Annotated in this window: 21 protein-coding genes; 10 read left to right on the top strand and 11 right to left on the bottom strand. The window is 64.8% G+C overall.

What is annotated here, in order from left to right:
• The first annotated feature begins 143 nt into the window (after nt 1-143).
• A complete protein-coding gene (locus OO12_RS21675; protein WP_034160840.1) occupies nt 144-545 on the top strand; it encodes a glycine zipper 2TM domain-containing protein in 402 nt (133 codons plus the stop codon).
• Between the two features lie 402 nt (nt 546-947).
• Here OO12_RS21675 and phbB read toward each other — a convergent pair whose 3' ends face one another.
• The 4 genes from phbB to OO12_RS21655 all read right to left on the bottom strand — a co-directional run bounded on the left by phbB (nt 948) and on the right by OO12_RS21655 (nt 6,751).
• The gene (phbB, locus tag OO12_RS21670; protein ID WP_034160839.1) at nt 948-1,670 is read right to left on the bottom strand and encodes an acetoacetyl-CoA reductase; all 723 of its coding nucleotides are present in this window, start codon (nt 1,668-1,670) and stop codon (nt 948-950) included.
• Between the two features lie 35 nt (nt 1,671-1,705).
• A complete protein-coding gene (hemH, locus tag OO12_RS21665; RefSeq protein WP_034160838.1) occupies nt 1,706-2,713 on the bottom strand; it encodes a ferrochelatase in 1,008 nt (335 codons plus the stop codon).
• Nucleotides 2,710-4,950, bottom strand: a complete 2,241-nt coding sequence (locus tag OO12_RS21660; protein WP_034160837.1) for a xanthine dehydrogenase family protein molybdopterin-binding subunit — start codon at nt 4,948-4,950, stop codon at nt 2,710-2,712. The genes hemH and OO12_RS21660 overlap by 4 nt, the downstream gene beginning before the upstream one ends.
• Nucleotides 4,951-5,035: 85 nt before the next feature.
• Complete coding sequence (locus tag OO12_RS21655; protein ID WP_034160836.1) at nt 5,036-6,751, bottom strand: class I adenylate-forming enzyme family protein; 1,716 nt, start codon at nt 6,749-6,751, stop codon at nt 5,036-5,038.
• 64 nt (nt 6,752-6,815) lie between these two features.
• On the opposite strand from OO12_RS21655, the gene lgt reads away from it, so the two are divergent.
• From lgt to pgeF, 4 genes are read left to right on the top strand one after another with little or no spacing between them, the layout of a single operon-like run.
• A complete protein-coding gene (lgt, locus tag OO12_RS21650; RefSeq protein ID WP_034160835.1) occupies nt 6,816-7,688 on the top strand; it encodes a prolipoprotein diacylglyceryl transferase in 873 nt (290 codons plus the stop codon).
• A gap of 19 nt (nt 7,689-7,707) precedes the next feature.
• Nucleotides 7,708-8,754, top strand: coding sequence for a class I SAM-dependent methyltransferase (locus OO12_RS21645; protein WP_034160834.1), 1,047 nt, complete (start codon nt 7,708-7,710; stop codon nt 8,752-8,754).
• Nucleotides 8,755-8,803: 49 nt separating this feature from the next.
• A complete protein-coding gene (locus OO12_RS21640; protein WP_034160911.1) occupies nt 8,804-9,337 on the top strand; it encodes a GNAT family N-acetyltransferase in 534 nt (177 codons plus the stop codon).
• Entirely contained in the window at nt 9,334-10,095 is a 762-nt protein-coding gene (gene pgeF / locus OO12_RS21635) for a peptidoglycan editing factor PgeF (RefSeq protein WP_034160833.1), read from the top strand. Before OO12_RS21640 ends, pgeF begins: the two co-directional genes overlap by 4 nt.
• 100 nt (nt 10,096-10,195) lie before the next feature.
• On the opposite strand, the gene OO12_RS21630 is transcribed toward pgeF, so the two are convergent.
• Nucleotides 10,196-10,576, bottom strand: a complete 381-nt coding sequence (locus tag OO12_RS21630) for a VOC family protein (protein ID WP_034160832.1) — start codon at nt 10,574-10,576, stop codon at nt 10,196-10,198.
• A gap of 89 nt (nt 10,577-10,665) precedes the next feature.
• Here OO12_RS21630 and OO12_RS21625 point away from each other — a divergent pair, with 89 nt between their 5' ends.
• The 4 genes from OO12_RS21625 to OO12_RS21610 are packed head-to-tail and all read left to right on the top strand — an operon-like array spanning nt 10,666 to nt 14,371.
• Complete coding sequence (locus OO12_RS21625; protein WP_034160831.1) at nt 10,666-11,994, top strand: cystathionine gamma-synthase family protein; 1,329 nt, start codon at nt 10,666-10,668, stop codon at nt 11,992-11,994.
• Nucleotides 11,991-12,797 (top strand): hypothetical protein, encoded by an 807-nt coding sequence (locus OO12_RS21620; protein WP_052216159.1) that lies wholly within the window; start codon nt 11,991-11,993, stop codon nt 12,795-12,797. Before OO12_RS21625 ends, OO12_RS21620 begins: the two co-directional genes overlap by 4 nt.
• Before the next feature lie 39 nt (nt 12,798-12,836).
• A complete protein-coding gene (locus OO12_RS21615) occupies nt 12,837-13,856 on the top strand; it encodes an adenosine deaminase (RefSeq protein ID WP_034160830.1) in 1,020 nt (339 codons plus the stop codon).
• Nucleotides 13,853-14,371, top strand: a complete 519-nt coding sequence (locus OO12_RS21610; RefSeq protein ID WP_034160829.1) for a phosphoribosyltransferase — start codon at nt 13,853-13,855, stop codon at nt 14,369-14,371. Before OO12_RS21615 ends, OO12_RS21610 begins: the two co-directional genes overlap by 4 nt.
• Here the strand turns inward: OO12_RS21610 and OO12_RS21605 are convergent.
• Together OO12_RS21605 and murA are read right to left on the bottom strand one after the other, a co-directional pair.
• A complete protein-coding gene (locus OO12_RS21605) occupies nt 14,368-15,213 on the bottom strand; it encodes an arginase family protein (protein WP_052216172.1) in 846 nt (281 codons plus the stop codon). The two genes, OO12_RS21610 and OO12_RS21605, sit on opposite strands and share 4 nt — an antisense overlap.
• Nucleotides 15,214-15,235: 22 nt before the next feature.
• On the bottom strand, nt 15,236-16,519 hold the full coding sequence (gene murA / locus OO12_RS21600) for a UDP-N-acetylglucosamine 1-carboxyvinyltransferase (protein WP_034160828.1): 1,284 nt from the start codon (nt 16,517-16,519) through the stop codon (nt 15,236-15,238).
• Between the two features lie 185 nt (nt 16,520-16,704).
• Between murA and OO12_RS21595 the strand changes: the two genes are divergently transcribed.
• Nucleotides 16,705-17,403, top strand: a complete 699-nt coding sequence (locus OO12_RS21595) for a Crp/Fnr family transcriptional regulator (RefSeq protein ID WP_034160827.1) — start codon at nt 16,705-16,707, stop codon at nt 17,401-17,403.
• 91 nt (nt 17,404-17,494) lie between these two features.
• Here the strand turns inward: OO12_RS21595 and clpS are convergent, their stop codons facing one another.
• The 4 genes from clpS to OO12_RS21575 form a co-directional block, all read right to left on the bottom strand.
• Nucleotides 17,495-17,866 (bottom strand): ATP-dependent Clp protease adapter ClpS, encoded by a 372-nt coding sequence (gene clpS, locus OO12_RS21590; protein ID WP_200887533.1) that lies wholly within the window; start codon nt 17,864-17,866, stop codon nt 17,495-17,497.
• 131 nt (nt 17,867-17,997) lie between these two features.
• On the bottom strand, nt 17,998-18,489 hold the full coding sequence (locus OO12_RS21585; protein ID WP_152616586.1) for a hypothetical protein: 492 nt from the start codon (nt 18,487-18,489) through the stop codon (nt 17,998-18,000).
• A 57-nt stretch (nt 18,490-18,546) separates the two neighbouring features.
• Entirely contained in the window at nt 18,547-19,383 is an 837-nt protein-coding gene (locus OO12_RS21580; protein ID WP_082006711.1) for a phasin family protein, read from the bottom strand.
• Nucleotides 19,384-19,506: 123 nt separating this feature from the next.
• Nucleotides 19,507-21,249 (bottom strand): PHA/PHB synthase family protein, encoded by a 1,743-nt coding sequence (locus OO12_RS21575; RefSeq protein WP_034160825.1) that lies wholly within the window; start codon nt 21,247-21,249, stop codon nt 19,507-19,509.
• Nucleotides 21,250-21,358: the final 109 nt, after the last annotated feature.

The following is a 21,358-nucleotide window of genomic DNA, read 5'->3' as shown; positions in this document are numbered from 1 at the left end:
TGCGGCAATCGGACCGGGCCCGACATGAACCAACGATAACGGACGCATTCAGGCTCGGCTCAAAGCGGCTCGCCTAGAAGAAGTGCATCGACGGCGATCAAGCAATCCCGTCGTCATGACATTCGAGACTGGGAGACCCGATCATGTTCAAGAAATTCACGCTCGCCGCCGTCGCGCTCGCCATGGGCACCAGCGCACTGGTTTCCGCGACCCCGGCCGCCGCGCAGCGCTATGATGGATATGGCGATCGCTACGATCGCTATGATCGCCGCGACGACCGTGGCTATCGCGATTATCGCCGCGATGACCGCGGTTATTACAATGACGATCGCCGTGACTATCGCGACAATCGCCGCCACCGCAACAATCGTTGCGACACGACCGGCGGCACGGTGATCGGCGCGATTGCCGGCGGCCTGCTGGGTCACGAAGTCGTTGGCCGCGGCGGCGATCGCACCCTGGGCGCCGTACTTGGCGCCGGCGTCGGCGCCCTTGCCGGCCGCGCGATCGATAAGTCGGACAATCCCAATTACTGCCGTCGGTAAGCTCCCCGGTAGTATGCGTACCCCTCGTGTAGCGTAGTTGAGGGTTTGAGGGCCGGTTCCCGAAAGGGGGCCGGCCTTCGTGTTTTGGGCGCGGGCGCGGCCACGACCGCGCCGGTGCTCGCAAGGCGAGCGGCGCCCAAACCGGACGGCGGGCGCTCCGGGGACCCGTCCGACGGCGGCTTTGCCGCCGGCTCTTATTTTCATCCGGAGCGGAATGATTGAATCACCTCATCCCCGCATTCGCGGGGATGACGACGGGAAGTCCGCCCGGAGTCACCTGACTTTAGGCTTATCCAGCCAGCGACGGCGGCAAAGCCGCCGTCGGACGGGTTGGCGTAGCCACCCGCCGGCCGTGCCGGGCGCTGCTGCGCAGCGGCGCGGTCGCCGCCGCGCCTGCACCCGTCAGTACATATGCTGCCCGCCATTGATGCTCAGCGTGGATCCGGTCACGAACCCGCCTTCTTCCGAGCACAGGAACGCGACGCCGCGCGCGATCTCGTTCGCCTGGCCGAGCCGGCCAACGGGAATCTTCGCCACGATCTTCTCCAACACGTCAGCCGGGACCGCAGCGACCATGTCGGTGTCGATATAACCCGGCGCGATCGCATTGACCGTCACCCCGGCCCGCGCACCTTCCTGCGCCAAGGCCTTGGTAAAGCCATGGATGCCCGATTTGGCGGCGGCATAATTGACCTGGCCATATTGTCCGGCCTGGCCGTTGATCGATCCGATATTGACGATTCGGCCCCATTTGCGGTCACGCATGCCGGGGAAAGTCGCCTTGGCCATGTTGAAGCAGCCGCCGAGATTGGTGTCGATCACCTCTTTCCACGCCTGATAGCTCATTTTCAGGATCGTGCCGTCGCGGGTGATACCGGCATTGTTGACGACGATGTCCACTGGCCCGAGTTCTTCGGCGACCTGCGCGCAACCCGACTGGGTCGCGTCATAATCGCCGACATCCCATTTATAGGCCTTGATCCCGGTCCGTTCGCTGAACTCACGTGCACGTTCGTCATTGCCCGCATAGTTGGCGGCGACGGTCACGCCGATCTCCTGGAGCGCAAGGCTGATCGCCTCACCAATCCCGCGCGTGCCTCCGGTAACGATCGCGACGCGTGCCATACACTCTCTCCTTGGATTTTTCCGTCAACGGGAGGCTAGGCGGTGAAGTTCCAGCCTTCAAGCTCTCGTGCGAGCAGCGCGTGCAGCATTTCGATTCCGACCGCGCTTTCATTGAGGCACGGCAGATAAGCGAAATGCGTGCCACCGGCTTTTTCGAAGCCCTCGCGCCCGCGAATCGCCAGTTCCTCCAGCGTCTCGAGACAATCGGCGGAGAAGCCGGGGGCGAGGATCGCCACTTTCTTCACGCCCTGGCCCGGCAATGCCGCGAGCGTCGCGTCGGTCGCCGGCAACAGCCATTTCGCACGCCCGAATCGCGACTGGAAAGCGACGATCAATTCGCGATCCAGCGCTTCGCTCAGCAGCCGGGCAGTCTTCCGGCAATGGCAATGATACGGATCGCCCAGCTCCAGCGTCCGCTGCGGCATGCCGTGAAAGCTCGTAACGACCGCCTCGGGTTCGAAATCGAGCGCCGCCAGCGACGTTTCCACCGATGCCTTCAGTGCAGTGATATAGCCGGGATCGTCATGATAAGGCGGCAAGGTGCGGATCGCCGGCTGCCAGCGCATCGTGGCGAGCGTGGCGAACGCCTTGTCATTGGCGGTCGCGGTCGTGGCGGCGCAATATTGCGGGTAGAGCGGCGCGAGCAGGATGCGATCGCACCCCGCCTGTTGCAGCGCCGCGAGCCGAACCGGAATCGACGGATTGCCATAACGCATCGCCCAGTCGACCATCACCTCCGGCCCGAATGCGCCCTGCAAGGCATCGCTTTGCGCCCGGGTGATCGCGGCGAGCGGCGACCCGTCCTCGCGCCATACCAGGCCATAAGCATGTGCCGATTTCTTCGGCCGGGTGTTGAGGATGATGCCGCGCAGGATCGGCTGCCAGGCAATCGGCGGAATTTCCACCACGCGCCGGTCGGAGAGGAATTCGGCGAGGTAGCGTTTGACCGACGCCGCATCCGGCGCGTCGGGCGTGCCGAGATTGATCAGCAGCACACCGATTTTTCGCGCGCTTACCGGCGGATGATCGGCAGGCAGGATCACGCTTCTCCGGGCGTCAGCGGCAGGGTGCGCATGCGGAAGCCCGTCGCGGCCTGCAGTGCATTGGCGATGGCTGGCGCGACCGGCGGCACGGCGAGTTCACTGACACCACCCGGATCGGCTTCGCTGCGGATCATTTCGATCGTGATGTCGGGCGTGTCGGCAAGGCGCGGCAGCGCGAGATCGCCAAAGCCGCGCGCATCGGCGAGATTCTCGGTGAAGCCGGTCGTCCCGCCCAGCGCCGCCGCCATGCCGAAGATCAGTCCGCCCTCGATCGCTTGCAGCACGACATCGGGGTTGACCTGGCGTCCGCAATCGACCGCCGCAACCAGCCGGTCGACCACCGGGCGCTGATCGTCGCCGATATGCGCCTCGGCCAGCACCGCGATATAGGAACCGCGAAACGCATGGCAGGCAATGCCCTGTCCGCTGCCCGGAACGCCGCCCTCCCAGCCGCCCAGCGCAGCGGCGGTGGACAGGCAACGCGCCAGCCGGGCATCGCCGCCAAGCATGCCGATACGGTATGACAGGGGTTCGGTGCCGGCGACATGCGCCAATTCATCAAGGAAGCATTCGGTGAAGAAGGCGGTATAGCTATGCGCGCCGGAGCGCCAATGCCCGGTCGGCACGCCGATCTCGGCGGGATGATGGTCGATCGCATAAGCGGGCAACCGATAGAATGGCCTGGCCCCTGCCACCGCATAGGCATCGCCACTGCTGCTGGTCGCAAGCAGGGCGCGGGCGGTAGTATCGCCCGACAGCAATCGCCCGGCAATCTCGCGCCCGGTCGACGGCGCCGCGATCTTCGCCAGCCAGCCGAGAATCTGTCCATTGGGACCGAGCCGCGCGCTCATCCGCGCCGCGGCGGGCGGGCGATAGCGATCGTGCAGCATATCCTCGCTGCGCGACCAGACCAGCTGCACCGGGCGCTTGAGCCGCTCCGCCAGCAATGCCGCCTGCTCGGCGGCCTGATGTTCGAGATTGGCGCCGAACGATCCGCCGACCAGCATCGGATGGACGATCACGTCATTCTCGGGAATGCCGAGGATCGCCGCCGCCGCGCCCCGCGCCAGGCCCGGCGCCTGAGTCGGCAGCCACAGCTCGAGCCGACCGTCATGATAATGCGCGGTCGCGGTCATCGTTTCGATCGCGGCGTGCACCGCAAGTCCCGCACGATATTGCGCGGTCACGACATTGGCGCCCTTGAACACCGGCCCGAGATCACCGAGCGCCGCCATGCGCGTACCCGGCCCGTCGAGCGCGGCATCAAGCGCCGCGTCGATCGACGCGCTGCTGATGATCGCGCCCCTGGTCTCGAAACGCGGGCTGAGCGCGTCGAGCGCCTTGTTCGCCGCCCACCAGTTATTGGCGATGGCCGCGACCCAGCGATCATTGGTCACCACCGACAGCACACCGCGAATCCTGTCGGCCGCCGCGCGGTCGACGCGAATCAGTTTCGAATCGCCGACCGGCCCCTGGCGGATCGCCGCGAACACCATGTCGGGTAGACGGATATCGCCGGCGAAATTGGCCGAACCATCGACCTTGGAAGGGACATCCAGCCGAGGTAGCGATTGCCCGTAGAGCCGGTTGGTGTCGCCCCCGCGCAACGGGATCGGGCTGGGGACCTTCTGATGCACCGCCTCGGTCACCAGTTCGGCGAAGCGCAGCTTCTTCGTACCGTGCACGACGAACCCCGCCGCCGTGCCGGTCGATTGCCAGTCGACGCCCCAGCGTTTGGCGGCCGCCTTGGACAACATGATCCGCGCCGCCGCACCCGCCGCGCGCAATTCGCCCTCGAACGCGCGAACCGAACTCGACCCGCCGGTCAGCACCAGCGCGCTGCGCTGCGCATGGGTGGCGCGAAGCGGCTCGGGCAAGGCCCCGAAAGCGCCGCCGAACAGCTCGTTCGCGGCCAGCGCATTGGCATAAAGCGGATTGAGCGGCGCCGGCTGCACGCTGACGGTACGCCAGTCCGCGCCCAGCTCATCGGCGACGATCTGCGGCAAGGTGGTATAGACGCCCTGGCCATGTTCGGCCTGCGGCACCGCGACAGTGACATGACCGTCGACGCCGATCTTCAACCAGGCGCCGAACACCGTCTCGCCTTTGGCCGGCGTCAGATTGGGCGCATAGCTGCGCGGCCACACGGCCCAGGCCACGATCAGCCCGACTCCCGCGCCGCCGCCAATCAGCAGCGTGCGTCGGTCGATCCTGCCCCTTGTGTCGCCTGCCGCCATGATGATGCTCTATCGCGGCGGGTGAGGTGTGGAAAGAGACGTGGCAGCAAACGGAACGGCGGTCGGGAAGGCAGGCCTGGTCGCGTCAGGCCTCCGCCGCCGCGATCGCCCGGTATTTGGTCCGCAAGCTCACCTTGTCGATCTTCTCGGTGCCGAGCCGTGGCAGAGGTTCGCCCGAGGTCCAGATGCGCTGCGGCACCTTGAACGCCGCGATATGCGCGAACAGGAAAGCGCAGAGCTCCTCCGGGGTCAGCGTTTCGCCATCGCGATATGTGACCACCGCGCCCGGCACTTCGCCGTAACGCTCATCGGGCAGGCCGAACACCGCCGCCTCGGCGACCGCGGGATGTTCGTAGATCGCCGCCTCGACTTCCTGGCAGGAGATATTCTCGCCGCCGCGGATGATGATATCCTTCTTGCGATCGACGATGAACAGATAGCCCTCGTCATCGAGATAGCCGATGTCGCCGGTCAGGAAATAACCGTCCGACGTGAAGGCCTCGCGCGTCGCTGCGGGGCGGTTGTAATATTCGCGGAAATTGCAGACCGACCGGATGCCGACTTCGCCGCGCGCGCCCGCCGTGACCGGCTTGCCGTTCCCGTCGAGGATCGCCAGATCGACCAGCGGCGCCGACGCGCGCCCGGTCGAATTGGGCTTGGCGATATAGTTGCTGCGCCAATTGCCGCAACCGACGCCATTGGTCTCGGTCAACCCATAGCCCAGCAGCGGCGCGCCCTCGCCATTGGGTCCGCCCATCTCATCCTTGATTCGCCGGACATGATCGACCGGACGCGGTGCGCCCCCGGCGGCGAAATCGCTCACCGTCGAGAGATTATATTTCGAACGGTTGGGATGGGTGAGGATCTCGAAACTCATCAGCGGCACGCCGACGAAATAGGTCACCGTTTCCGCCTCGATCAGCCGCATCGCGTCCTCGGCATCCCATTTCGGCATCAGCACCAGCTTCCGCCCCATCGCGAAGCTTTGCAGGAACACCGGCACCTCCGCCGTCACATGGAACAGCGGCACGTTGAGCAGGGTCGCATGCTGCGCCGGCGGCGCGACGCCATTCTCGGTCGAGATGCCGAGCATGACCAGCGCCTGAGTCAGATAGTTGAAAATGCCTTGCAGCACCGCGCGGTGATCGCTGATCGCGCCCTTGGACTGGCCGGTCGATCCCGAAGTGAACAGGATCGTCGCATCGTCCGTGCCCGCCAGCATGGGCAAGGCTTCCGCCCGGGCGAGACTGGTCACCGGCGCAAGCGCATTCGCCAGCGGCTGGAGATCGTCGATCGTCACGACCTTGGCGGTCAGCCCGGCAACCTCGGCCAGGCGTTTGGCGCGCGGCGGATCGGCAAAGACCAGGCTGCATTCGACATCGCGCATCGCCGCGTCGAGCTCGGCCGATTGCCACCAGCCGTTGAGCAGGGTGGCAATCCCCCCGGCCATGACGATGCCCATATACAGCACGATCCAGGAGGGCGAATTGCGCATCGCGATGCCGATTCGGTCGCCCTTTTTGACGCCAAGCTCACCCGCCAGCGCACCCGCGACCTGTTGCGCCGATGCGAAAACCGCCGCGAAGGTCAGCCGTTCGGGCCCCGCAACCAGGAACGTCTTGTCGGCATGCTCGGCGCAGAAATGCGCGAAATAATAGGACAAAGCCGGCGGCGCGGCGGCGATCATCGGCACCTCGACACCGAAGCGGTCAAGCGACACTTTGGTCAGCGGCAGGGGTCCACCCTCGCCGCTCAGCCTGGCCAGCCCTTCATCCATTCGCCGGTCAAGCTCGGTGCGCATGCTCTCTCCTATTGGTTCTATCGCCTTGGCTCTTTATGGAGGCTGGAAAGCCCGGGGAAAAGCCTTGATCCTGACTGCCGCCACCGCCGCCCAGACGCACCTGACTTTCAGCAGTCTCGGGCTTGACCCCGTGGCGCTGGATCTCGGCTTCTTCCAGATCAAATGGTATTCGATCGCCTATATCACCGGCATCCTGGTCGGCTGGTGGTATCTGCTCAAGCTGATCGCCCAGCCAGGGTCGCCGATGGCGCGGCGTCATGCCGACGACCTCGTCTTTTATGCCACGCTCGGCGTCATCCTGGGCGGGCGAATCGGCTATGTGATCTTCTACGCCTCCGAGATGTTCCTCGATCCGATCCGCATCCTGCGGCTGTGGGACGGCGGCATGTCCTTCCATGGCGGCGTGATCGGCACCAGCCTCGCGCTCATCCTGTTCGCGCGCAAGAACAAGCTGAACTGGCTGCGCGTGCATGACTATGTCGCCTGCGTGGTGCCGTTCGGGCTGTTCTTCGGCCGGCTGGCGAATTTCGTGAACGGCGAATTGTGGGGCAAGCCGAGCAATGTCGCCTGGGCGATCATCTTCGAACGCGGCGGCGGGCCGCTGGCGCGCCATCCGAGCCAGCTCTACGAAGCCGCGCTGGAAGGCATATTATTGTTCGCGATCCTGTGGTTCGCCTTCTGGAAGACCAAGGCGCGCTATGACCCGGGCAAGCTCGTCGGCATCTTTGTCGCCGGCTATGGCATCGCGCGCTTCATCGTCGAATTCTATCGCGAGCCCGATTCGCAGTTTCAGGGGACGTTCATCGAATCGACCGGCCTGCATATGGGGCAATGGCTGTGCGTGCCGATGATCCTGGGCGGCGCCTATCTGATCGCCACCGCGGCGAAGCGGCGCGAGCGAATCGAGCCGATCGCGGGGGCCGAGAGCGTCGCCTGAGGCGCTCCCCCTTACCGGAATGACCGACGCCCCCCTTCCCGACCGGCTCGCCCGGGCGATCACGCTCGCCGGACCGATTCCCATCGCGCATTTCATGGGCGCGGCGAACGCGCATTATTATGCGACGCGCGATCCGCTGGGTGCGGCGGGCGACTTCACCACCGCGCCCGAGATCAGCCAGATGTTCGGCGAACTGATCGGCCTGTGGTGCGCCGATCTGTGGGATCGCGCCGGCCGGCCCGATATCGCCTGGGTCGAACTCGGCCCGGGGCGTGGCACGCTCGCCGCCGATGCGTTGCGCGCGATGGCGACGATCGGCCTGAAACCGCCGGTGCATTTCGTCGAAACCAGCCCGGTGCTGCGTGCGGCGCAGGCCGAGCGGGTGCCAGGGGCGACTTGGCATGACAGCGTGTCGACGCTGCCCGATGATCGCGCCCTGATCGTCATCGCCAATGAATTTTTCGACGCCCTGCCGATCCATCAACTCGTGCGCACGATCGGCGGCTGGCATGAGCGGCTCGTCGCCTGTCAGGATCTGCTGTTCCTGCCGATCGCCGGCAAGCAAGTGCCCGAGACGATCCTGCCGCCGCATTTGCGCGAGGCTCCGCCGGGGTCGATCGTCGAGACATCCCCCGCCAGCGTCGCGATCGTGCGGGATCTGGCGCAGCGCATCGTTGCGCAAGGCGGCGCCGCGCTGGTCATCGACTATGGCTATGAAGGCCCGGCGGTCGGCGACACGCTGCAGGCGATGCGCGCGCATGGCTTCGTCAATCCGTTCGACAATCCCGGCGAGCATGACCTGACCGCGCATGTCGACCTGGCGACGCTCGCCGCCGCCGCCCAGTCCGAAAGCGCCGCTCGATTCGGACCGGTCGATCAGGGCGCTTTGCTCGTGACACTTGGCGTGGCCGCACGCGCGGCCGCGCTGAGCGCCGCCGCGCCCGGCCGCGCCGCCGGTATCGCCGCCGATCGCGATCGACTGATCGGTCCCGAGGCGATGGGTACGCTGTTCAAGGCGCTTGCAGTCACCGCGCCAGCGTGGCCGGCACCGGCCGGTTTCGCATAATCGAGGCGATCGGTAGCGGGATCGCCCGCAACGGCATATGGCGGGCGGCATGACCGATCTCGCCCCTTCCCCTGCCATCACGTATCGCGACGCGCGCACCATCGACGGCCCGGCCCTGGCGGCCATGGCGCGGCGCAGCTTCACCGAGACGTTCGGCACGCTCTATCGCCAATCCGATCTCGCCGCCTTTCTCGACGAAGCATTCGGCGCGAACGGCTTGCCCTCGCAGTTGTCCGATCCCGATTTCGCGGTCCGGCTCGCGCTCGAGGGCGACAAGATCATCGGCTTCGTCAAAATGGGTCCGGTCACCTTCCCCGGCGAATGGCGGCCCGATGCGATCGAGCTGTATCAATTCTATGTCCTGGGACCGTGGCAGGGCCAGGGCGTCGCCCAGACCCTGATGGACTGGGCGCTGGAGCATTCGCGGTCGCATGGCGCGAAGGAAGTCATCCTCAGCGTCTATGTCGACAATCATCGCGCGCACCGTTTCTACGAACGCTACGGCTTCCGCGATATTGGCCGCTATGCCTTCCGCGTCGGCGAGACGGTCGATGACGACAATCTGATGCGGCTTGTGCTGTGAGCGAGGTCGAGGTCATTCGCAGTCGCACGCTCGGCGGCGTGGCGCACGGCTTTCTCGGCCGGCGTGGCGGCGTATCGAACGGCATCCATGCCGGCCTGAACGTCGGCATCGGATCGGAGGACGACCCCGATGCCGTCGCCGAGAACCGCATCCGGGCGACCACGGCCGTGCTGCCCGGCGCGACGTTGGTCGGCCTGTTTCAGATCCATTCCGCCGATGTGATCACCGTCACCGCGCCGCTCGCGGAACGCCCGCGCGGCGATGCGCTGGTCACTGACCGACCTGGCTTGCTGCTGAGCGTGCTGACCGCCGATTGTGCTCCGGTGCTATTCGCTGACACCGAAGCCGGCGTGATTGGCGCGGCGCATGCCGGCTGGAAGGGCGCGATCGGCGGCGTCACCGATGCGACGATCACGGCAATGGAGGCGCTCGGCGCGCGGCGCGAGCGCATCGCGGCGGCGATCGGTCCGTGCATTGCCCGCGCCAGTTACGAGGTCGATGACGGTTTCGCGCAGCGCTTCGCGGCCGACGATCCGGCCAATGAACGCTTCTTCGCGCCGGGCAAGCCGGGTCATCATCAGTTCGACCTGGAAGCCTATGTCACCGCCCGCCTCGCCGCCGCTGGGCTGACCCGGATCGAAGCGCTGGGGCTCGACACCTATGCCGATGAAGACCGCTTCTTCAGCTTCCGCCGCGCGACGCATCGCGGCGAGCCGGGTTATGGGCGGCAGATTTCGCTGATCGGTTTGGAAGCCTAGGCTCCACGCCCACCGGTCGTGTCGAGCGCAGTCGAGAAACAGGCCACAGCACCCGGTTGCGGTTTCTCGACTATGCTCGAAACGAACGGGTGGAAGATAATCAGCGCGTCCTGATTTCCGCCGGGTCGGTCAGTTGCGACAGGATCAAGCCATTGCCGTCCGGGTCAGTCAGCATGATGTAGCGGCCCCAGGGCTGCTCCGCGACCGCCGGCACCTCCACGCCAAGCGCGATCAGCCGTGCATGCTCGGCATCCACATCGTCGATCCCGAGCATCAGCCCCTGCTGGCCACCGGGCCTGAGTTGTTCGAACCAGGTGACGAGCGCGATCGTCGCGCCGCCGTCCTTTGGCTGCAGCTGAATCCAGCGCATGTCCGGCCCCATCGGCTCGTCGCGCAACAGCGTCAGGCCAAGCGTATCGACATAGAAAGCGCGCGCCCGGTCGAGATCGGTGACAGGCACGGAGACGATTGCGACAGGCATCGGCTTTTCCCTTTGGCACCCCGGGGCGGTATCAAATGCGACTATCCCGCGTTAGGATGGGTCAACACTCCTTCCGCAGGACATAGAGCATGCCGAACAAGAACGAAACCGAAGCCGATCTGACCGGCGTCCCACCGCGCGGCAAACCCAAGGCGAGCATCGAGAAGATCGGCGACCGCAAGCTGAAGCCATCGACCATGATGATGGGCCATGGCTATGATCCGATGCTGTCGGAGGGATCGCTGAAGCCGCCGATCTTCCTCACCTCGACCTTCGTCTTCCCCAATGCCGCCGCGGGCAAGCGTCACTTCGAAGGCGTGACCGGCAAGCGCCCGGGCGGCGCCGAAGGCCTGGTCTATTCGCGCTTCAACGGACCGAATCAGGAAATCCTCGAGGACCGGCTCGGCATCTGGGAAGAAGCCGAAGACGCGCTCGCTTTCTCTTCGGGCATGTCGGCGATCGCCACCCTGTTCCTGTCGATGGTCAAGCCCGGCGACACCATCGTCCATTCCGGCCCGCTCTATGCCGCGACCGAAACGCTGATCGCGCGCATCCTTGGCCGCTTCGGCGTGCATTGGCTCGACTTCCCGGCCGGCGCGACGCGTGAGGAAATCGATGCGGTGCTGAGCAAGGCCGCATCGGGCAATGTCGCGCTGATCTATCTCGAAAGCCCGGCCAACCCGACCAATGCGCTGGTCGATATCCAGGCCGTGGCGGCAAGCCGCGACGCAATCTTCGCCAATGCCACAGTCAAACCGCCGATCGCGATCGACAATACGTTTCTTGGGCCCCTGTGGCTGAAGCCGTTGCAGCATGGCGCCGATATCGTGGTCTACAGCCTGACCAAATATGCCGGCGGGCATAGCGACCTTGTCGCGGGCGGCGTGCTCGGGTCGAAAGCGCACATCAATACCATCCGGTTGATGCGCAACACGATCGGCACGATCTGCGACCCCAACACCGCCTGGATGCTGATGCGCAGCCTCGAGACGCTCGAACTGCGCATGAGCCGCGCGGGCGAGAACGCGATCAAGGTGTGCGAGTATCTGCGCACCCATCCCAAGGTCGAGCGCGTCGGCTATCTCGGCTTCCTCGAAAGCACGCCCGGGATGGAGCGCCAGGCCGATATCTATCGCCGCCATTGCACTGGTGCGGGCTCGACTTTCTCGCTGATCGTCAAGGGCGGCGAGAAAGAAGCGTTCGCGTTCCTCGACGCGCTCAAGATCGCCAAGCTCGCGGTCAGCCTCGGCGGCACCGAGACGCTTGCCAGCCATCCGGCGGCAATGACGCATTTGTCAGTGCCCGATGCGCGCAAACAGGCGCTCGGCATCACGGACAACCTTGTGCGAATCTCGATCGGCGTGGAAGATGCGGATGACCTGATCGCCGATTTCGAACAGGCGTTGGAGGCGATTTGATCCAGAGCGCGGATGCCATCAAGGGCTCAGTCGATCCTCGGCCGATGCTGGGGGACTTCACCACGCCCTTATGGCTTCCGCGCTTTCGCAAAGGCGCGTGGGGACAATGGTCGCTGGACATCATCGCGATGTTTGCCGGGCGCGGCTATTGGGGGCAGTTCTACACACTCGCCGGAACGGTCATCCTCAAAGGCCCGTTCGAGGACGACCAGGCGGCCTGGATGTCGATCGTGCCGATGGAGATCGAGAGCCAGGAAATCGGCATCGCCGCGGCGCACGGCCATACCGTCGTGCTCGGGCTCGGCATGGGCTGGTGCGCAGCCAATGTCGCACTCAACCCGGCGGTGACCCGAGTCACGGTGATCGAGCGCGATCCCAACGTGATCGCACTGACCGATACGCTCGGTACATTCGGCCAGTTGCCCGAAGCGGTGCGCGCCAAGATCACCGTGGTGCAGGACGATGCCCTGACCTGGCGCCCCGACGGCAAGGTGGACAGCCTGCAGGCGGATATCTGGGCAAAGTTTGTCGAGCCGCAGAAATGGGACGATGTCCGTCGCATGCAGGACAATATCGGTGCCGGATCGATCTATTTCTGGGGCCAGGAGATGGAGTTGTGGCGACTCGCCTGCCGTGCGCGCGGCAGCGTACCCGAGCGGCTGGAGGAGGGGGAACTCGCCGCGCTCGTGGCGCAAACCGGTCTTCCGCTGATCAACGCTGGCGGCCCCGGTCATGACGCGCGCATCGCCGAAGCCGCGCGCTGGTGGACGCCGAAAGATGATGGGTGGTGGGACACGCGCTAAGCGGCTTGCCCAATCCGGCATACCGCGCGATCAAGGCGTATGACCGACCTCGATCGCTTCATCGCCGGCCTGCCCAAGGCTGAGCTCCATCTTCATATCGAAGGCAGCCTCGAGCCTGAGCTGATGTTCGCGCTGGCCGAGCGGAACCAGGTGACGATTCCGTTCGCGAATGTCGAGGAAGTCCGCGCGGCGTACAGCTTCTCGCGGCTGCAGGATTTTCTCGACATCTATTACCAGGGCGCGGCGGTGTTGCGCACCGAGCGCGATTTTCGCGATCTTGCCGCCGCCTATTTCGATCGTGCCGCGGCCGACGGCGTGGTCCATGCCGAAATCATGTTCGATCCCCAGACACACACCGCGCGGGGTATTTCCTTCGACACGGTGATCACCGGGCTCCTGTCGGGGATGGCCGAAGCCGAGGCGAAGCATGGCCTGACTTCGAAGCTGATCCTGTGCTTCCTGCGCCACCTTGACGAGGAAGATGCGTTTGCCACGCTGAAAGCCGCCGAACCCTGGCTCGACCGGATCGCGGCGGTTGGTCTTGATTCGGGCGAATTGGGCAATCCGCCGGAGAAGTTCGCGCGTGTGTTCGCCGCGGCGCGGGCGCTGGGGCTGAAGCTGGTCGCGCATGCTGGCGAAGAAGGCCCGCCCGATTATGTCCTTCAGGCGCTGGACGTGCTCGGTATCGACCGGCTCGACCATGGCAATCGCAGCCTGGAGGATCCGGTGCTGACCGCGCGGCTGGCGCGGACCGGCATGACGCTGACCGTATGTCCATTGTCCAACCTGAAACTTTGCGTGGTCGAGAGCATGGAAGCGCATCCGATCGACCGGATGCTGCACGCCGGCTTGCGCGCGACGGTCAATTCGGACGACCCGGCCTATTTCGGCGGTTACATCGCCGACAATTACCATGCCGCAGCGGCGGGACGGGGTCTGGACCGCGACGACCTGATCATGCTGGCGCGCAACAGCTTTCTCGGCTCATTCCTCGACGACGAAGCCGTGGCCGGGCATCTCGCGGCGCTCGACGCCTATGTCGAAAGCATGGTCGCGTGACGGTCTATACTCATATCCCGCAAGAGCAGTTCGTCGCCGACATCCGCACGCTGGCGGGCAAGCTCGACACTGACACAGCGTGGCGGCCGACCTTCATCATCGGCATCGGGCGCGGCGGTCTGGTGCCGGCGGTGTTCCTCAGCCACTCGACCGGCCTGCCGATGCTGTCGGTCGATTTCTCGTCGCAGGTCGAGGATTTCTCCGATGCGCCGCTGGTTCGGCTGGCAGCGCGCACGCGCGAGGGTGAACGGCTGCTGTTCCTCGACGACATCAACGACACCGGCCGCACCATCGCCAATTTGCGCGGTGCGCTGGCCGATGCCGGCGCTGCCCCAGGCAGCATCCGCTTCGCGACCCTGATGGACAATGTGCGATCGACCCAGCGAGTCGAATATCGTGCACGCGAGATCGATCGATCGGTGACGAAGGACTGGTTCATCTTCCCATGGGAAGCGGTCGCTCCCGATGTGGCGATCGCGCTCGACGCAGCGGCCGTGCCGGAGCGCACCGCCTAGATCGCGCCGGCGCCGTTGGTGAGGGCATCCATAATCGGCCGGAGCGCATCGATCAGCGGATCCAGTATGGCAGGCGTCCCGTCAGGCCAGGCAGCTTCCAGCTCGGCGACCTCCGCGCCGACCACCTCGAACGCCGCCAGCGCAGCGCATGCCGATCGAAGCTCGGCCAGCGAGAGCCCGCCTGTTACCTGATACTCGGTCGGGACGATGCCCGGTTCCAGCACATCGCAATCAAGGTGCAGATAGACCGGCCTGCCGGCCACCGCCGCGCACAGGCGATCCGCGAGATCGGGGCCGCATTCCACGAGCGCGATCCGGCCGGCGTCGATCAGTTCCTGCTCGCCAGGGTCAAGGTCGCGACTGCCGACCAGAATGACCTGATCGAGAGTCATGTCCGATCCGAGGCCAGTCGGCCACAGGCCCGCTGCGCCGGTCAGCACCATGCCGCCGAGATAGCCCGTGCCGGTACGGTCGGGCATATTGCAATCGCCATGAGCGTCAAACCAGACGATCGCGGTGCCGGGACGCCGTTTCGCGACAACCGGCAGGGTGGCCAGGCCGGCGGCACAGCGGGGAAGCAGGGTCAGCGCGCGACGGCCCCCAGACAAGATTTGGTCGAGTTCTCGCGCCAGACGCTGCAGGTCCGGTACCGCGGCGGGCAATTCGACTGTCCAGTCCACCGCAAGCGGTTCGCTCGCCGTTCCGACGATATGAACTGGCAAGCGGATCTCGCGGGACAGGTGCGCGGCGAGCAGCTCAACGCCAGCGACGGCCCGGTCGTTCCGATCACCGGCACGACCGATATAGGCAAGAATGCCCGCGGCGGGCAGGCTTGCGCTCACGAACGGGCCGGCGGCGTGCGCGTCACCCGTCGCCGACGCGTTCGATATCCGCGCCGACCGCCTGGAGCTTTTCTTCGAGCCGCTCATAGCCGCGATCGAGATGGTAGACGCGTTGCACCTGCGTCTCGCCGCTCGCGACGAGGCCAGCGAGAATCAAGCTCATCGAAGCGCGCAAGTCGGTCGCCATCACCGGCGCGCCGACCAGAGGCGAGACGCCGCGCACCACGGCGGTGCGGCCGCGCACCTGAATGTCGGCGCCCATCCGTGCCAGTTCGGGCACATGCATGTAGCGGTTCTCGAAGATCGTTTCGGTCAACACGCTGGCGCCGTCCGCCTGAGTCAGCATCGCCATGAACTGCGCCTGCATGTCGGTCGCGAAGCCAGGGAAAGGCGCGGTCGACAGGGTCAGCGGCCCAAGGCCATTCGATGCCTCGACATAGAGGTTGTTGCCCCGCTCCTCGACTGTCACGCCCGCCTCGACCAGTGCCGCGACGGTCGCGCGCATGTCGTGCATGCCGACGCCGACCAGTTCGAGCGCGCCGCCGGTGATCGCCGCGGCACAGGCATAGCTGCCCGCCTCGATCCGGTCGGGCATCACGCGATAGGTCGCGCCGTGCAGCCGGTCGCGGCCTTCGATCTCCAGCGTTTCGGTGCCGATGCCCGAAATGCTCGCGCCCATCGCGACGAGCAGATTGCACAGATCGACGATCTCGGGCTCGCGCGCGGCGTTCTCGATGATCGAGCCGCCCTTGGCCGTCACCGCGGCCATGATGACATTCTCGGTCGCACCGACCGAGACGATCGGGAAGGTATATTTACCGCCCGAGAGCCGCCCGCCCGGCGCGGTCGCCTTGACATAGCCGGCGGCCATTTCGAGATGGGCGCCGATCGCTTCCAGCGCCTTGAGATGCAGGTCGATCGGGCGATTGCCGATCGCGCAGCCACCGGGCAGCGACACCGTCGCCTCGCCGGCGCGGCCGATCAGCGGGCCGAGCACCAGGATCGACGCGCGCATTTTCCGCACGATGTCATAGGGCGCTTCGGTCGAGGTAAGCTTGCCGGCGCGGATCGTCATCACGCGACCGAAATCCTCCGGTCGCGATCCTTCGATCTGAGTCGAGGCGCCAAGCTGGTTGAGCAGATGCCCGAAGCTGTCGACATCGGCGAGTCGCGGCAGGTTGCGCAGGGTCACCGGCTCATCCGTGAGCAGCGCGCACGGCATCAGCGTGAGGGCAGCGTTCTTCGCACCGGAGATGGGCAATTTGCCCGAAAGGCGATTGCCGCCGCGGATAAGAATTCGATCCATTGCCGAGCTTCTATCGCGTGCACGCATCCGCGCAACAGCCGCGTGAACCGGATCGATCTTCCGGACCGCAGATCGCACCGCTTGATCGACTTTAATGCGCGGATTCCGCCGTGATGCTCTGAGGTTATACCTTCGGGGGGAATGCGTGAGTGACTGGTAGTTGTTTCGCCGAGCGATTGGGCGACATGGTGATTCTGACTCCGGCCGAGCATCGGACGCTCGAACGACTGGAAGAGCGTGAGCGTCATTTACGGCGCGGCGGCACGCTGATCCGCGAGAATGATCGCGCGGCCGATATGTTCGTGCTGCGCAAGGGCACGATGATGAGTTCGGTCCTGCTCGACGACGGCAGCCGCCAGATCCTGCGTTTCCTGTTTCCCGGCGACATGCTGGGGGTATCGAGCCTGGTGTATCGCGAAGCGCCCGAGACGATCTCGGCACTGACCGACTGCGTCGTGTGCCCGTTCGAACGATCGGCGATCGCGACGTTGATCCGCGACCATCCGCGGCTGGCCGCGCTGATCATGGTCTATAACCAGATCGAGCGCACCGCGCTGACCGATCGTCTCGCGGCATTGGGGCGGACTTCTGCCAAGGCACGGGTCGCGGCGATCCTGATCGAGATGCGCAACCGCATCCGCATGATGGACAAGGAGATCGGCGCCAGTTTCACCCTGGGCCTGACGCAGGAGGAGATCGGCGACGCGACCGGCCTGACCGCGGTGCATGTCAACCGCATGCTGCGTCAGTTGGAGGAAGACGGACTGATCGCGCGCGAAGCGGGGCGCGTGACGTTCTTGAACGAACGCGCACTGGCGCGGGCGGCGAATTATGTCGACCGTTACACCGGGCTCGATCTGGGTTGGCTGCCGACGGCATCCTGAGACCAAGGCGTGATCGCCCGGACGCCGAACGGCGTGCCATTAGCCCCCGAAAATCGCCTGACGCGAATGGCGCGCGAACGCCGGGGGGCTGTTACGCCTTCTCCAGCGTGCATTGCAGCGGGTGCTGATTCTGCCGCGCGAATTCGGTGACTTGCGCGACCTTGGTCTCCGCCACTTCATAGCTGAAGGTCCCGCACACCCCGACACCCTTCTGATGAACATGGAGCATCACGCGCGTCGCGGCCTCCATATCCATGCGAAAGAAGCGCTGCAGGACGAGGACGACGAATTCCATCGGCGTATAATCGTCGTTGAGCAGGAGCACACGGTACGGCGTCGGCTGTTTGGTGCGCGTACGGGTCCGCGTGGCGATGCCGAGGCCGGTGTCGTCATCGGTGCCATTGCCGGCGCCATCGTCCGCGGCGCGTTCGGCTATCGCCGTGATGTTGAGCTGATCGATCATGAAGTTGGAAAATATGGCACGACAAAGCTCAAGGGCAAGAGGGTGCAGGCGGGTTGAATCCGTTTTAGCTGCTCGATTCCTCGCTTTGATGGTGAATTTTCCCCAAAAGGCTCGTCGCTTGTCGGACGACTCTAGTCGAAGACTTTCGCAACATCATCCACGCTGAGGTCGTCGTTTCTCAACGCCCAAGCGCCACGCACGCCGTTGATCATGACGACCAGCAGAACAACGTTGATGACGATACCGCCAATGCCCGTCAGCGAGATGAGTTTCGCTGCGATTTCGATGATAATCAGGAGCGCCGCTGCCCCGCCCCATATGACCCCCTTGCCGGCGCGCAACCGGAAGCCTGCTATGGCAAAGACCAGGGCTTCGCCCGCAGCGCCCGCGATCATCGTCGCCAGTGCCGGCGCCGACTGCGTCGCAACGATCATTCCGATGCCCAGGACGCCAAGCCCCGTCGCGATGAAACAGGCCAGGCCGCCATTCTGCGCGGCGCTTTCCGCGCCATCCTGCGTGGTCAGATCGATGTTCCAGAACGCCATGTCATTCCCCCTTCGCCCCATCAGGCGTAATCCTAGCACACCGCAGGAGATCGTCGAAGGTTTGGCATCCTCACACAAACGAAAAGGGCGGCCCCTAACGGGACCGCCCTTTCCTGATCCGGATGAACCGCAGGCTTATGCTGCGATCTTGACCTTCTCGACGGCGACGGCAACGCGGTTCGAGATCGGCTGAGCGACCTCACCGGCCAGCTTCAGCACGGCTTCGGTGTTCTTCGAGGTCTGAGCGACGATCGCATCGAACGACGAGCGGACATAGTCGCTGTGCAGCTTGAAAAAGTCGGTCGGCGACTTGACGGTCGACAGGCTCTTCAGCGCGGCGGTCGCGCCTTCGAACTGCTTGCGGCTATATTCGGCAGCGTCCTGGCCGAGCGTTTCGAAGCCCTTGGCTGCGATCTTGCCCGATTCGACGATGGCTTCGATGTTGCCCTTGTTGAATTCGTTGATTTCCTCGAACGCCTTGGTGCTCTTCTCCACGGCGGCCTTGGCGCGGTCGTTCGCATCGGCGAACAGGGTCTTGGCCTTGTCGGCAGCGGTCTTCAGCGTAGCTTCCATGACAGTCACTTCCTTCTGGATGACGGCCTTCGCTTTTGCGACGACCGGCTTGATTGCGATGATCTTGGGTGCAACCGACGTGGCTGCGGCAGGCTTGATCTTGATGGTCTTGGTCGGTGCAGACTTGACGGCCGCCTTGGCGACGACCTTCTTCTTGGCCACCGGCTTGCGCTTGGCGGCGGTAACGGGCTGGGCCGCGACCTTGGCGACCGGCGCTTTGGCGACAACCGGCTTGGCTTCGGCCTTCGGCGCGGGCGCCGCGTCGACCTTTGCGACAGGAGCTGGATCGGCCTTGGGCGCAGGCGCTGCAGCTGCCGTCACGGCAGGAGCGGAAACCGGCGCGGCGACCGGCGCGGGCGCCTTGACGGTCGAATCAGTGATGGGCGACTTGCTGGCCAAAACGGCCTCCTTACATTCGTTGCTGCACTGCAATATAATTGCTGCGCCGGCAAAAGCAAGGAATTTTGTTGCATTGCAACATAACGGTCATGGAACGATCAACAAAGCAGTCATAACAAGAGGTTAGCGAGCCCTCACATAGCTGCCAGGCGCGTCCTCGATCGCCTTGAGCCGGCCCTTGCCGGGCTGTCGCGCCGCCTTTGCCGCCACCGTCACCGCGTCCTGGTCGTGCAGCCAGCCGAGCCAGTCGGGCCACCAACTGCCCTTGGTCTCACTCGCACCAGCGACGAAGTCGGCAAGCGTCCTAACCGGCGTCGGATTGAGCCAATATTGGTATTTGTGCAGCGCGGGCGGATTGACCACCCCGGCGATATGCCCCGACCCGGCGAGCACGAATTTGATCGGCCCGGCAAAATGATGCGTGATGTTCCACACGCTTTCGGCCGGCGCGATATGATCCTCGCGCCCGGCCTGGATATAGGCCGGGGTCTTCACTTTCGTCAGGTCGATCGGCGTGCCGCCAGCCTGGAGCGCGCCCGGTTTGGCGAGCAGATTGTCGCGGTACAGGTCAGTCAGATAGCTCAGATGCCATTTGCTCGGCAGGTTGGTCGTGTCGCCGTTCCAGTGCAGCAGATCGAACGGCGCATAATCCTGACCGAGCAAATAATTGTTGGTGACATAGTTCCAGATCAGGTCACGCCCGCGCAGTAAGTTGAAGGTCAGCGCCATGTAGCGGCCGTCGAGAAAGCCATCGGGCGACATCTTGGCGATCGAGGCGAGCTGATCGTCGTCGACGAAATGGAGCAGCTCGCCGGCATCGGCAAAGTCGATTTGCGCGGTGAAGAAGGTTGCGCTCTTCACCTTCTCCGCTTCTCCGCGCGCCGCCAGGATGGCGAGCGTCGCGGCAAGCGTGGTGCCAGCAACGCAATAGCCGATCGCATGCACCGCATCGACCTTCAGCGCGCCGCGGATCGTATCGATCGCATCGATCTGCGCGGCGATATAATCATCCCACAACACGTCCTTCATGCTGGCATCGGCCGATTTCCACGACACCATGAACACGGTGATGCCCTGATCGACCGCCCAGCGGATGAAGCTCTTCTCCGGCGTCAGGTCGAGGATGTAGAAGCGGTTGATCCAGGGCGGGAAGATCACCAGCGGCACGGCCAGCACGGTCTCGGTGGTCGGCGTATATTGGATCAGCTCATAGAGCGGCGTGCGGTGCACCACCTTGCCGGGGGTCATGGCAAGGTTGCGGCCGACCTCGAATGCGTTGGGATCGGTATGGGTGAGTTGCCCCTTGCCGATGTCGGCGAGCATGTTCTGCAGGCCCTTGAGCAGATTCTCGCCGCCGGTCTCGATCGTCTTTTCGAGCACTTGCGGGTTGGTGGCGGGAAAGTTGGACGGGCTCATCGCATCGAGGAAGCCGCGCGCGGCGAAGCGCAGTTGCTCCTTCTGCTTCGCATCCACGCCCTGCACGGCGTCAACGCTCTGGAGCAAGTGATCCGAGATCAGGAAATAACTCTGGCGGATCCAGTCGAACATCGGATTGTCGCGCCACGCCGCATCCTTGAAACGCTTGTCGCGCGCCTGTTCCGGCCGTTCCTCGACCGGCGGCGCATGCACCGGATCGAGAAAGCGCTGCCAAAGGTCGAGACTGTCGGTCCAGAAGGACTGGGCGCGCTCGATCGTGGCAGCATCGTTGAACCCGGGGATCACGGGCAGGCCGCTCGATTCGGCGGGCGCGATCGCGCCGATTCCCTGTTCGAGGAGCATTTGCTGCGCCCGGCCCATCACCCAGGTCCAGTGCTGAAGCTCCTCCAGGCTGGGCAAGGTCGGCGCGGCGGTGTCGGTCTTGGCCATAGGGTTCCTCGGAGCTTTCTCAGGGTTTCCTCGGGATTTTCGGACACCCTAACGCATGGGTGCGCTTGCGTCATTCCCGCCAAAGGAAGAAAGACGTAAGCAGGACAAT

This window comes from Sphingomonas sp. ERG5 (assembly GCF_000803065.1).
In the GTDB taxonomy this organism is placed as follows: Bacteria; Pseudomonadota; Alphaproteobacteria; order Sphingomonadales; family Sphingomonadaceae; genus Sphingomonas.
This window is presented reverse-complemented; position numbering and strand designations above follow the sequence as displayed.

Excerpts from the sequence above, each read along its gene's own strand:
- clpS (WP_200887533.1), bottom strand. The coding sequence starts at position 17,866 with ATGATCGATCAGCTCAACATCACGGCGATAGCCGAACGCGCCGCGGAC.
- OO12_RS21640 (WP_034160911.1), top strand. The coding sequence starts at position 8,804 with ATGACCGATCTCGCCCCTTCCCCTGCCATCACGTATCGCGACGCGCGC.
- OO12_RS21615 (WP_034160830.1), top strand. The coding sequence starts at position 12,837 with ATGACCGACCTCGATCGCTTCATCGCCGGCCTGCCCAAGGCTGAGCTC.
- OO12_RS21655 (WP_034160836.1), bottom strand. The coding sequence starts at position 6,751 with ATGCGCACCGAGCTTGACCGGCGAATGGATGAAGGGCTGGCCAGGCTG.
- OO12_RS21675 (WP_034160840.1), top strand. The coding sequence starts at position 144 with ATGTTCAAGAAATTCACGCTCGCCGCCGTCGCGCTCGCCATGGGCACC.
- murA (WP_034160828.1), bottom strand. The coding sequence starts at position 16,519 with ATGGATCGAATTCTTATCCGCGGCGGCAATCGCCTTTCGGGCAAATTG.
- OO12_RS21625 (WP_034160831.1), top strand. The coding sequence starts at position 10,666 with ATGCCGAACAAGAACGAAACCGAAGCCGATCTGACCGGCGTCCCACCG.
- OO12_RS21630 (WP_034160832.1), bottom strand. The coding sequence starts at position 10,576 with ATGCCTGTCGCAATCGTCTCCGTGCCTGTCACCGATCTCGACCGGGCG.
- OO12_RS21595 (WP_034160827.1), top strand. The coding sequence starts at position 16,705 with ATGGTGATTCTGACTCCGGCCGAGCATCGGACGCTCGAACGACTGGAA.
- OO12_RS21575 (WP_034160825.1), bottom strand. The coding sequence starts at position 21,249 with ATGGCCAAGACCGACACCGCCGCGCCGACCTTGCCCAGCCTGGAGGAG.
- OO12_RS21660 (WP_034160837.1), bottom strand. The coding sequence starts at position 4,950 with ATGGCGGCAGGCGACACAAGGGGCAGGATCGACCGACGCACGCTGCTG.
- phbB (WP_034160839.1), bottom strand. The coding sequence starts at position 1,670 with ATGGCACGCGTCGCGATCGTTACCGGAGGCACGCGCGGGATTGGTGAG.
- OO12_RS21645 (WP_034160834.1), top strand. The coding sequence starts at position 7,708 with ATGACCGACGCCCCCCTTCCCGACCGGCTCGCCCGGGCGATCACGCTC.